Annotated in this window: 9 protein-coding genes; 5 read left to right on the top strand and 4 right to left on the bottom strand. The window is 61.9% G+C overall.

From position 1 onward, the window contains the following. The first annotated feature begins 3 nt into the window (after positions 1-3). Together K6N12_RS20410 and K6N12_RS20405 are read left to right on the top strand one after the other, a co-directional pair. The gene (locus tag K6N12_RS20410) at positions 4-399 is read left to right on the top strand and encodes a VOC family protein (protein WP_097624743.1); all 396 of its coding nucleotides are present in this window, start codon (positions 4-6) and stop codon (positions 397-399) included. An 84-nt stretch (positions 400-483) separates the two neighbouring features. Continuing rightward, positions 484-2,937, top strand: a complete 2,454-nt coding sequence (locus K6N12_RS20405; RefSeq protein WP_097624742.1) for a glycoside hydrolase family 2 protein — start codon at positions 484-486, stop codon at positions 2,935-2,937. Between the two features lie 349 nt (positions 2,938-3,286). Here the strand turns inward: K6N12_RS20405 and K6N12_RS20400 are convergent, their stop codons facing one another. Beyond that, positions 3,287-3,679, bottom strand: coding sequence for a PRC-barrel domain-containing protein (locus tag K6N12_RS20400; protein WP_003588818.1), 393 nt, complete (start codon positions 3,677-3,679; stop codon positions 3,287-3,289). Between the two features lie 247 nt (positions 3,680-3,926). On the opposite strand from K6N12_RS20400, the gene K6N12_RS20395 reads away from it, so the two are divergent. The 3 genes from K6N12_RS20395 to otsA all read left to right on the top strand — a co-directional run bounded on the left by K6N12_RS20395 (position 3,927) and on the right by otsA (position 9,592). Further along, positions 3,927-5,627 (top strand): long-chain fatty acid--CoA ligase, encoded by a 1,701-nt coding sequence (locus tag K6N12_RS20395; RefSeq protein WP_097624741.1) that lies wholly within the window; start codon positions 3,927-3,929, stop codon positions 5,625-5,627. Between the two features lie 491 nt (positions 5,628-6,118). Beyond that, a complete protein-coding gene (gene pgi / locus K6N12_RS20390; RefSeq protein ID WP_097624740.1) occupies positions 6,119-7,744 on the top strand; it encodes a glucose-6-phosphate isomerase in 1,626 nt (541 codons plus the stop codon). Between the two features lie 438 nt (positions 7,745-8,182). Further along, positions 8,183-9,592 (top strand): alpha,alpha-trehalose-phosphate synthase (UDP-forming), encoded by a 1,410-nt coding sequence (gene otsA, locus K6N12_RS20385; RefSeq protein ID WP_097624739.1) that lies wholly within the window; start codon positions 8,183-8,185, stop codon positions 9,590-9,592. A 299-nt stretch (positions 9,593-9,891) separates the two neighbouring features. On the opposite strand, the gene K6N12_RS20380 is transcribed toward otsA, so the two are convergent. The 3 genes from K6N12_RS20380 to K6N12_RS20370 form a co-directional block, all read right to left on the bottom strand. Next, positions 9,892-10,818, bottom strand: coding sequence for a carbohydrate kinase family protein (locus K6N12_RS20380; RefSeq protein ID WP_097624738.1), 927 nt, complete (start codon positions 10,816-10,818; stop codon positions 9,892-9,894). 62 nt (positions 10,819-10,880) lie between these two features. Further along, a complete protein-coding gene (locus K6N12_RS20375; protein ID WP_097624737.1) occupies positions 10,881-11,570 on the bottom strand; it encodes an orotate phosphoribosyltransferase in 690 nt (229 codons plus the stop codon). 71 nt (positions 11,571-11,641) lie between these two features. Beyond that, positions 11,642-12,298 (bottom strand): TetR/AcrR family transcriptional regulator, encoded by a 657-nt coding sequence (locus K6N12_RS20370; protein ID WP_097624736.1) that lies wholly within the window; start codon positions 12,296-12,298, stop codon positions 11,642-11,644. Between the last annotated feature and the right edge of the window lie 51 nt (positions 12,299-12,349).

Raw genomic sequence — 12,349 nt, 5'->3', positions numbered from 1 at the left:
GCCATGGCGAAGATGATCCACTCGATGATCCGTGTTCTCGACGAGGCGCGCTCGGTCGAATTCTACAGCAAGGCCTTCGGCCTTTCGGTCGCCGACCGCGTCGATTTCGAAACCTTCACGCTGATCTATCTCAGCAATGCCGAGACCGGCTTCGAACTGGAGCTGACCGTCAACAAGGGCCGGACCGAACCCTACGATCTCGGTAACGCCTATGGCCATCTCGCCGTCTCGGTCGAAGAGGTGGCGATCGAGCGCGAGCGGCTGTCAAAGCTGGGGCTGAAACCCGGTCAGCTGGTGGAGCTCAACCGCGACGGCAAGCTCTTCGGCCTGTTCTTCTTCATCAGCGATCCCGACGGCTACAAGATCGAAGTGCTGCAGCGCCACGGCCGGTTTCTCTGACCCACAATGCGCCGTGACCGATTGCGGCGCCCTTCCAACGACACCTCACCCCCCAGTTTCGAGCGGCATAAATCAGGAGCCCGCATGATCGAGAAGACCACGCTGAATTCCGGCTGGACACTCCACTGCAACGATACAGGAAGGCCCGGCCTGCCGGAATCGATCCCTGCAACCGTGCCGGGATGCGTGCATCTCGACCTTCTCGCCAGCCGGCTGATCCCCGACCCCTATATCGACGTCAACGAGATCACAAACGACTGGATCGGCAAAACCGACTGGACCTATCGCTGCACGTTCGAGGCCGCGCCTGAGGACGGCAAGATCCAGGAGCTGATCTTCGACGGGCTCGATACCATCGCTGTGATCGCGCTGAACGGCGAAGAAATCGGCCGCAGCTTCAACATGCACCGCACCAATCGTTTTGATGTTTCCGGGCTGCTGAAAACAGGCGCCAACGAACTCACCGTCACCTTCCGCTCCGCCTATGCCTATGGCGCGGAGATGGAGAACCATTACGGCTACCGGCCCAACAACTATCCGGGACCGGGCAATCTGATGCGCAAGATGGCCTGCAATTTCGGCTGGGACTGGGGCCCGACGCTGGTGACGGCGGGCCTGTGGAAACCGGTCAGGCTGGAAAGCTGGGATCGGGCGCGGCTCGGCGAGATAAGGGTTTCGGCAAGCCTTGCCGGTGGTGACGGGCTGGTGAAGGTCCATGCCCGGCTGGCGCGGCATGGCGAGGGGGCGGCCTGCCGGCTCACCGCTACAATCGGCGACGTGACCAAAACGGTGGCGATCGGCGCCGGCGAAGACGAGGTTTCTTTCGAGCTTACCCTCCCCTCGCCGCAGCTCTGGTGGCCGCACCATCTCGGCGCGCAGCCGCTTTATTCCCTGACGCTTGAGCTCGTCGACGATGCCAGCGGCGATCTGCTCGACGCTGACGAGCGCGAGCTGGGTTTCCGCTCGCTGAGGCTCGACACCTCGGCCGACGCGCACGGCTCGGCCTTCACCTTCGTCATCAACGACGTGCCGCTGTTCATCGCCGGCGCGAACTGGATTCCCGATGATTGTTTCCCCTCGCGGGTGACGGCTGAGCGTTATGGCGCGCGGATCGAGGAGGCCAAGGCCGCCAATATCCATATGCTGCGCGTCTGGGGCGGCGGCATTTTCGAGCGCGACGAATTCTACGAAGCCTGCGACCGCATGGGCATGCTGGTCTGGCAGGATTTCCTGTTTGCCTGCGCGGCCTATCCGGAGGAGGAGCCACTGAGGAGCGAGGTCGAGGCAGAGGTGCGCGACAATGTCGTGCGGCTGATGCCACATGCCTCACTGATCCTCTGGAACGGCAACAATGAGAACATCTGGGGCTTCGACGAATGGGGCTGGCGGCCGATCATCAAGCCGGGTGAAAGCTGGGGGCTCGGCTATTATCTCGACCTGCTGCCAAGACTTTGCGCCGAACTCGATCGCGACCGGCCCTATTATCCCGGCAGCCCCTATTCCGGCTCGATGGAGATCGAACCCAATGCCGACGCACATGGCTGCAAACATATCTGGGACGTGTGGAACGATGTCGGCTACGAGGTCTACCGCAACTATATCCCGCGCTTCTGCTCCGAATTCGGCTGGCAGGCGCCGGCCGCCTGGGCGACGATCGCCGAAAGCGTTCATGACACGCCGCTGACGCCGCAATCGAACGGCGTCTTCCATCACCAGAAGGCGACGCAGGGTAATGACAAGCTGATCCGCGGCCTTGCCGGCCATTTGCCGGAGCCACGGACGATGGACGACTGGCACTTCGCCACCCAGCTCAACCAGGCCCGCGCCATCCGCTTCGGCATCGAGCACATGCGCTCGCATCGGGAGATCTGTAGGGGTGCGGTGGTCTGGCAGTTCAACGATTGCTGGCCGGTGACCTCCTGGGCGGCACTCGATTCTGCCGGTCGCCGCAAGCCGCTCTGGTATGCGCTGAAGGCCGCCTATGATCCGCGTCTCTTGACCATCCAGCCACGCGGCGACGGGCTTTCGGCGGTGGCGGTCAACGAGAGAACGCTGTTCTGGCGGGCAAAGATCAGCGGAAGGCGTTTGACGCTCGACGGCACTGTGTTGGGCGAATTCGAATTCTGGCGTCTGCTCTGCGACCGCTTCGCGGCGAAGGAGTTTCCGCTGCCCGAAGATATCGTCAGGCCCGGCTTACCGAACGAGGAAGTCATCGTCGTCGAGATGCTCGACAGGCGGGCTTTTCACTATTTCGTCGAGGATATCGCGCTTGCCCTGCCGGCGCCGCGGCTGAGCGTCGATGTCGCAGCGATCAATGGCGGGTATGCCGTGAAGGTGAGGGCTGATAATTTCCTCAAGGATCTCTGCCTGATGGCGGATCGGCTGGATCCGGACGCGGTGGTCGACACGATGCTGGTGACGCTGCTGCCGGGCGAGAGCCATGTGTTTTCGGTGACGACGGGGAAGACGATCGTCGCGGAGGACATCACGATCGGCACCGTGTTGCGGTCGGCCAATGATCTTGTGGCGGGGCGCTGAAAAGGGCCGCCACAACATCTCGATTCCCTCTTCTCCCCTTGGGGAGAAGGTACCCGTAGGGCGGATGAGGGGGCCGGAAACGCCGGTCTTTCCTGCAATCCTCGTGCGGATGCGATGCGCTGCAATCGGGTTGATTGGCGCCTTGGGCACGGCGTATGGGCATAGTTTGGGGTGAGGTGTGCCGTGTAGCCCCCTCATCCGCGTGCCGGCACTTCTGCCCGACGGGAGAAGAGGACATGCCGTGATCTCTCCGTTCCTCGCACCCTTTGTAAGGCAGGTCTTCTGCCGCCAAACAGCAAAAAGGCCCCGCATCGCACGGGGCCCTTCCAGCTCAGCCTAGCGGACGACGTTACATCCAGTAGGGCGGCACGCCATAGTAATCGTAAACTCGGCGGCCATTGTCGTTGTACCAGCTGTCGTCATCGTCCGCATAGCTCGGGGCGCCTTCGATCTGTTCCTTGGTCAGGTCGATGCGATAGCCATCCAGCTGCGTGTCGTAGTTCAGCTTTTCCCAGGGCAGCGGATAGTGATCGTGGCCAATGCCGAGGAAGCCGCCAAAGCTCAGCACGGCATAGGCGACGCGGCCGTCAAGCTTGCCGATGATCAGACGTTCGATGGAGCCGATATGCCTGCCATCGGCACCATAGACACGGGTGCCTTCGACGCGGTCGCTGGCGATCAGCGAATGCGTGCTTTTGGCGTCCGGGTCACGGCGGTTGGCGTCAGTTTCCTGATTGAGCATGATGCATCTCCTTTGGGTTTCCTCGGATTGGGTATGCAAGATCAACGTCATCGCGGGTTCAAAGTTCCCCCTCTCCGGCACGATTGCGCAATCGGCGAATGTTGACGTTTACGTCAAGGTTAGTATAGCTTCATTCGGCTTGAACCATTCGAGCAATGGCATAAGCTGCCGGACTGGAAGATGGAGGATCTTTCGGTCAGTCTGCCGACCGATCGTCGGCGCGGCGGCCGCAAGGGAGAGAGACACGATGAACAGCATTTCCGTCCATCCGAACGGAGCCAAGCCTGAAAAACCCTGGCTTGCCGCCTATCCGGATGTGGTTCCGGCCGAGCTTCCGCCGCCGGAACATGCCTCGCTGGCGGAACTGCTCGAAAAATCCTGCGCCCGTTACGCCGACCGCACCGCCTTTGCCAGCATGGGCAAGGCGATGAGCTACCGCGAGCTGGAGAGTCAGACGCGCAAAGTCGCCGCCTGGCTGCAGAGCACGGGCCTTCAAAAGGGCGACCGCGTCGCGGTGATGATGCCGAACGTGTTGCAGAACCCGGTCGCCACCTATGCCATCCTCAGGGCCGGTCTCGTCGTCGTCAACGTCAACCCACTCTATACGCCGCGCGAACTCGAACATCAGCTGCGCGATTCCGGCGCCAAGGCGATCTTCGTGCTGGAGAATTTCGCCCGCACGGTGGAGCAGGTCCTGAACAAGACCGACCTTCGCCATGTCGTCGTCACCTCGCTCGGCGAAATGCTGGGGCTGAAGGGGCTGATCGTCAATTTCGCGGTGCGCAAGGTGAAAAAGCTCGTTCCCTCTTGGTCGATCCCGCAGCACAAGAGCTTCGGCCAAGTGCTGCGCGAAGGGGCGAATAAAACCCTGCAGCCGGTCACGCTTGCCGGCGGTGATATTGCTTTCCTGCAATATACCGGCGGCACGACGGGCGTTGCCAAGGGCGCGGTGCTGACGCATGCCAATCTGCTTGCCAACAAGCTGCAGCTGTCGCTCTGGCTCAGATCGGCCTTCGAGCGCAAGAAACAGCCCGAGGTGCTGAATTTCCTCTGCGCCCTGCCGCTCTACCACATCTTCGCGCTGACGGTGAATTCGCTGATGGGCATGTCTCTCGGCGCCCGCAATATCCTGATCGCCAATCCGCGCGACATTCCCGGTCTGGTCAAGGAATTCGGCAAGTCAGATGTCCATATCTTTCCCGGCCTCAACACGCTGTTCAATGCGCTGATGAACAATGCCGAATTCGCCAAGCTCGATTTCTCCCCGCTGATCATGTCGCTCGGCGGCGGCATGGCCGTGCAGCGTCCGGTCGCCGAACGCTGGCTGAAAATAACGGGCACGGCGGTGACCGAGGGTTACGGCCTTTCCGAGACATCGCCGGTCGCCACCGCCAACCGCTTCGATTCGCCGGAATTCACCGGCTCGATCGGCCTGCCGATGCCCTCAACCGACCTCGATATCCGCGACGAAGACGGAAAATCGCTGCCGCTCGGCGAGGTCGGTGAGATCTGCATTCGCGGGCCGCAGGTGATGGCCGGCTATTGGCAGAAGCCGGAGGAGACGGCGCGGGTGATGACCGAAGACGGTTATTTCCGCTCGGGCGATATGGGTTTCATGGATGCGCGCGGCTATACCAAAATCGTCGACCGCAAGAAGGACATGATCCTGGTTTCGGGTTTCAACGTCTATCCGAACGAGATCGAGGAAGTCGCCGCCATGCATGTAGGCATCCTCGAGGCAGCCGCCATCGGCGTGCCGGACGGGCATTCGGGCGAGGCGGTCAAACTCTTCGTGGTCAGGAAGGATCCGAACCTGACGGAGGCCGAGGTGAAGGCCCATTGCATCGCCAACCTCACCAATTACAAACGCCCGCGCTTCATCGAATTCCGCACCGAGTTGCCGAAGTCGCCGGTCGGTAAGATCCTGCGCAAGGACCTGCGCGGCTGAGTTTGACGATCTGATGAAATTAGAGCCTTTCCTGGTCAGATTGAAGCATTCTGTTGGCTCAAACGGAGTCGGATGGTCGACCGGCCGGCGCGTCGTAGCAAAGCTCCACGGCCAAGCCGGCCGGTCGATCAGCCGGCCCGTTTCAGCCAACCCTCCCGCAGATTTGCCAGGCAAATCTGCAAGACTTGGGAATCGCCGGACGCACTTATCGCTTCGCCACGGCGAATCGGTGCGGCCGGTGGGCCGGGCATCTCTCCGCCAGGATCAGAGGCGATCGGCTTGAGCGTACCAACGGGTATGCCCTTCGCCAATCGCCTCTGCCCTGACGAAAACCTGCTCCGGCAGAATGCTTCAAGCTGACCAGGAAAGGCTCTAAAAGCCAGCCGCTTGCCGCGGGTGGCTTTTTTCATATTGGAGCGGCAGCTGAACTTGATTTAGGCCCGATAAAGCGAATAGTTTCCGCAACCTTTCCGCCTCCAAAGGAGCCTCCCATGAACGCCATCGTCGAACAGCTGAAAAGCACCGCCGCCGCCACCAAGGCGACCGATCTTCGTGCGGCCTTCGCCGCCGATTCCAAGCGTTTTTCGCGCTTCTCCGTCTCGCTTGATGACCTGCTGATGGATTTTTCCAAGACGGCAGTGAACGACGACATCCTCAAGCTGCTGGTGAAACTCGCCGAAGAAGGCGGCGTCGAGAAGAAGCGCGAGGAGATGTTCTCCGGCAAGGCGATCAATTTCACCGAGGACCGCGCCGTTCTGCACACTGCACTGCGCAACCGCTCCAACACGCCGGTTCTGGTCGACGGCAAGGACGTCATGCCGGATGTCAACGCGGTGCTGGCCGCCATGGGCAAGTTCGCCGGCGGCGTCCGCTCCGGTGCGCTGAAGGGCGCAACCGGGAAGGCGATCACCGACGTCGTCAATATCGGCATCGGCGGCTCGGATCTCGGCCCCGTGATGGCGACGCTGGCGCTTTCTCCCTTCCATGACGGCCCGCGCGCCCATTTCGTCTCCAATATCGACGGCGCCCATATCGCCGATATCCTCAAGCTGGTTCAGCCGGAAACGACGCTGTTCATCGTCGCCTCGAAGACCTTCACCACCGTTGAGACAATGACCAATGCGCAGACGGCGCGCAATTTCATCGCCAAGGCGCTCGGCGAAGCGGCCGTGCAGCACCATTTCGCCGCCGTTTCGACGGCGCTCGACAAGGTCGCCGCCTTCGGCATCGACAGCGCCCGCGTCTTCGGCTTCTGGGACTGGGTCGGCGGCCGCTACTCGATCTGGTCGGCGATCGGCCTGCCGCTGATGATCGCCGTCGGCCCGGAGAATTTCGGCAAGTTCCTCGACGGCGCCCATGCCGTCGACAATCATTTCCGTCAGGCGCCGGTTGCCGAAAACCTGCCGATGCTGCTCGGCCTGATCGGCTTCTACCATCGCAATGTGCTCGGTTATCCCACCCGCGCCATCCTGCCCTATGACCAGCGCCTGTCGCGCTTTCCTGCCTATCTGCAGCAGCTCGACATGGAATCGAACGGCAAGGGTGTGACCATCGACGGTACGCCGGTCGAGGGCAATTCCGGGCCGGTCGTCTGGGGCGAGCCCGGCACTAACGGCCAGCACGCCTTCTATCAGCTCATCCATCAGGGCACGAGCATCATCCCCGCCGAATTCATGATCGCCGCCAACGCCTTCGAGCCGGAGCTGCGCCACCAGCACCAGCTGCTGATCTCCAACGTTCTCGCCCAGTCGGAAGCGCTGATGAAGGGCCGCACCTTCGATGAAGCCAAGAAGCAGCTGACCGTCAAAGGAATGGACGACAAGAAGGCCGATTTCATCGCCCCGCACCGCGTCTTCCAGGGCAACCGGCCGTCGATCACCTTCGTCTACGACAAGCTCACCCCTTACGCCCTCGGCCGCCTGATCGCGCTCTACGAACACCGCGTCTTCGTCGAAGGCGTGCTCTTCCGCATCAACTCCTTCGACCAGTGGGGCGTCGAGCTCGGCAAGGAACTGGCGACCGGCCTGCTGCCTGTCGTCGAGGGCAAGGAGAGCGCGGCTGGCCATGATTCCTCGACGCAGGGGCTGGTCGCAGCGCTGTCAAAGCTCGCGAAGTAAGCACTCGAGGCAGCCGCCTCATCTTAACGCAAGAGGCCGGGCAGACGTTTATGCCCGTCCTCCGACGGCCCCATTCCTGGGAGCGGCGTCCCGCGGCGGGCTGTGACCCGCGCAGGCCATCCACGGGCCGACATCGCGACGAGCGCCGACATCATCATCACAGCCGCAAATGTTAAACCGATATCAGTAGGATCTGGTGCGCCGCCGCACAGACGCTCGTCGTGCGGAAGCGGATGAAATGTTCTTCTAATGGAAAATTATAGAAGGAATTCTTTCATTTCTCGGCAATCACCCTAGATTTAAGCAAATTCTGTGCAGGGGCTGCTTCCCAAGACATGGCCTATCAAGCCTGGGACGACGCTCCGTTCCATCAATCCCATCGGCCGATGAGCAGGCGCTTCCATAAAAAGCTGAACCGCTCTCAGGCAAAGGAACTCCATGAGCCGTCTTGTCGTCGTTTCCAATCGTGTTCCCGTGCCGAGCAAAGATGGGGGTGCTGCTGCCGGCGGCCTTGCCGTCGCGCTACAGGCAGCCTTGCAGGAGCGCGGCGGCATCTGGATGGGGTGGTCGGGAGAGTCGAGTGGCGACAGGGAACCGGGCGCGCTGTCACAACTGCAGAAGGGCAACATCACCTATGCCCTGACCGACCTCACCGACACCGACGTCGAAGAATACTATCGCGGCTTTGCAAACCGCGTTCTCTGGCCGATCTGCCACTACCGCCTGGATCTCGCCGAATATGGCCGGAAGGAAATGGCCGGTTATTTCCGCGTCAACCGCTTCTTTGCACACCGGCTGGCGCCGCTGATCGAGCCTGATGATATTATCTGGGTTCACGATTACCACCTCATTCCACTGGCGGCCGAACTCCGCCAGATGGGGCTGAAGAACCGGATCGGCTTCTTTCTGCATATCCCCTGGCCGCCGGCGGACATTCTCGTCACCATGCCGGTCCACGAGGAAATCATGCGCGGGCTCTCGCATTACGATCTCGTCGGCTTCCAGACCGACTACGACCTGCAGAACTTCGCGGGCTATCTCAGAAGGGAGGGCATCGGCGACGACCTCGGCAACGGGTTGTTCGATTCGCACGGGCGGGTCTTCAAGGCCGGCGCCTATCCGATCGGCATCGAAACCGCTGGATTCGCCGAATTCGCCGAAAAAGCCGCAAACAACGTCATGGTTCAGAAGACCCGGCGCAGCATTGAAGGCCGCGACATGATCATCGGCGTCGATCGGCTCGATTATTCGAAGGGCATCATTGAGCGGCTGGAAGCGTTCGAGCGCTTCATCGCCAGCAATCCGGCCTACCAGAACAAGGTGACCTTTCTGCAGGTCACGCCGAAATCGCGATCCGAAGTTCCCGAATACGAGCAGATGCAGAAGATGGTCGCCGAACAGGCCGGCCGCGTCAACGGCGCCATCGGCACGGTCGACTGGGTGCCGATCCGCTATGTCAATCGATCGATCAGCCGCAATGTGCTCGCCGGGCTCTTCCGCTTGGCGACGATCGGGCTGGTCACGCCGCTGCGCGACGGCATGAACCTCGTCGCCAAGGAATATGTCGCCGCCCAAGATCCGGATCGCCCGGGCGTGTTGGTGCTGTCTCGCTTTGCCGGCGCGGCCAGGGAGTTGAAGGGCGCGTTGCTGGTCAATCCCTACGATATCGAAGGCACCGCCAATGCGATTGCGCGAGGGCTCGCCATGTCGCTTGAGGAGCGCCGTGACCGCTGGAGCATGATGATGGAACATCTGCTTTCGCACGACGTCTCGCTCTGGTGCGAAAATTTCCTGCGGGACCTGGTGACCGTTCCGAGTTCCGACCGGAGCGGGGCTGGCGTGCCCTGATCGACCAGCCGGGCGCGCCCCCGCGCTTGGCGCGAGAGACAGGGTGTCGAGACGTTGCGGCATATCCTCTTCCCCCCTCGGGGAAGAAGGAGCCGGCAGGCGGATGAGGGGGCCGCCCGGCACAATATAAAACTTATCGCGAAACGCCGTGCTCTAGGCTTGAACAAGGTCGAAACGATTCCAACGCCGCCGATCCCGCAGCAGCGTTGTGAAGACCGGCTTCGCCGGCCCCTTTCATCCGCCCTACAGGCACCTTCTCCCCGCTGGGGGGAAGAGGGAATCGAGAGGTGGGCCCTGCCTTAAAGCCCGATCTCACGCGCCCAAGGCGGGTTGGCGCCGGCACGCGACACGGTGACGGCCGCCGCCTTCGCACCCAGTGTCAGGGCGTTGCGCACCGCCTGTTCGTCGAGCGAGGCGACCTGCGGCTTGGTCAGCAGGCCGTCCATCTTCAGCGAGGCCAGGACGCCGGCATCAAAGGTGTCGCCGGCGCCGACGGTGTCGACGACCGTGACGCGTTCGCTCGGCACCGTCACCTTGCGATCCCTGGTATAACCGCAGGCGCCTTCGGCGCCCTTGGTGATGACGACGAGCTTGGCGCCGTGGGCGAGCCAGTGGGCGGCGAGCGTGTCGTGGTCGCCCGAAAGACCGAACCAGTCGAGATCCTCATCGGAGAATTTCACGATGTCGGATTTTGCCGCCATGCGCTTGATGCGGGCCATATGCGCCGGCTTGTCCTTGATGAAACCGGGGCGGATGTTCGGGTCGAGCGAAATGACACGTTTGGCTGCCTCGCGGTCGAGCAGCGCTTCGTAGGTTTCGCCGCAGGGGCTCGGGATCAGGCTGATGGCGCCGAAATGCAGCGCTTCGCAATCGTCGCCAAGGGTCGGCAGGTCGGCCGTGGTGATCATGCGGCCGGCCGTGCCTTCGTCGTAGAAGGCATAGGTCGCCTGGCCGTTGACGAGCTTGACGAAGGCGATCGTCGAGGGGCGCTGGGTGATGGCGCAGGGGCTGTAATCGACATTGCTCGCCTTCAGGGTCGCAAGCAGGATTTCGCCCATCATGTCGTCGGCGATGCCGGTGAAGAAGGCAGTGGGAATGCCGAGGCGGCCGAGCGCGATGGCGGTGTTGAAAATCGCGCCGCCGGCATAGGGCGCAAAGCCCTTTTCGCCAAGGGTCGTATCCCTCGGCAGCATGTCGATCAAGGCTTCGCCGCAGCACAAAATCATCGAATTTCTCCCAACAGCACTGATATGTTCATCAACCGATTAAGCGGGCTTTTGTCAACCGCTTAGAGCGAAAGCTCGCTGACGCCACCGTTGCGTCCCGACCAGGCGAGCGGCGCATCGAGGAAAGCCTCGACCTCTTCAAGCGTCTTGTCGTCGAACAGCTGCCGCTCCTTGGCAACAGCCAGAACATTGCGCCAGGTGGCGATATGATGCAGCCGGACCTTGCCGTCGTCAAAGCGCTGTTGGCCGAAGATGCCGTAGAAGAACAGCGCAATGCCGTGATCGACAATGCCGCCCGCGGCCCGCACCGCATCGATGAATTTGAACATGCTGCCGCCGGCCGTCGTCAGATCCTCGATGACCAACACGCGCGACCCTTCCGGCATATTGCCTTCGATCTGGGCATTGCGGCCATGGCCCTTCGGCTGTTTGCGGACATAGATCATCGGCAGGCCGAGGCGGTCGGCAAGCAGGGCGGCGAAGGGAATGCCGGCGGTCTCGCCGCCGGCGATGCAATCGAACTGCTCGAAACCGGCATCGCGCAGCAGGGTGCTGGCGGCGAAATCCATCACCGTCGAGCGGATGCGCGGAAAGGAGAGCAGCTTGCGGCAATCGATATAGACCGGGCTCGCCATACCGGAGGCAAGTTTGTAAGGCTGGGCGGCATTGAAATGCACCGCCTTGATCTCCCAGAGCATCTTGGCCACCAGTTCGGCCATCACGGCACGGTCGGGAAATGTCGTCTGGATCATGCGGGCTCTCCTTCAGCTTTGTGTCACCGGCAATAGCAGCAAGAGCCCATCGTTTCCAGACGCAGGCGCGGCTATTCCAGCAACAGACGGCCGATATCGGGGCCCTGCATCTTCTTGAAGAGGGCAATCGCCGCATCGCCCTCCTCCGGATCCAGCGAAACGGCATAACGCACGGCAGCGGCGATGAGCTGCATGGTCAGCCGGGCGATCGCCAGAAGCTTGCTGCGGTCACGCTCCGGCCACAGGCGGACGAGCACGGCGAGCAATGCCTGGGCATGGAATTCCATGTCCTCGGCATCGATCTGCTGCAGCTGCTTGTCGGTATGGGTCGCATGCCAGATGTCCCGCATCACCGGCTCGCGGCGGAAAAAAGCGTAATATTCGTCGGCGATGTTGGCAAGCGCGCCGGTGAGCGCCGCAGCGTCGGTCACCTCAGCCAGTTCCGCCTCCACGCAGCGCCTGCCCTCCTCGTTGAAGCGCTCGGCCAATGTGCGGATGATCGCGCTCTTGTCGGGAAAATATTGGTAGAGCGCGCCGAAGGAGAGGCCGGCCCTTTCGACGATCTCGCTCATCTTCAAGCCATCGCTGCCATGGCTTTCGATCAGCTCGGAGGCGACGGCGAGGATCTTTTCGAAGCGGTCACGACCGCGCTGCTGGCTCGGGATCCGGCGCGGCTGGCCGGAATGCTGCTGATTGCGCCTGCGCGTTGCGACCGGCTGTTCCGACATCCCCTGCTCCTTCGGCGGTTGACAAATAAAATAAGAGAGTTTATCTCATTT

It is taken from the genome of Rhizobium redzepovicii (assembly GCF_019793435.1).
Classification (GTDB): Bacteria; Pseudomonadota; Alphaproteobacteria; order Rhizobiales; family Rhizobiaceae; genus Rhizobium; species Rhizobium redzepovicii.
This window is presented reverse-complemented; position numbering and strand designations above follow the sequence as displayed.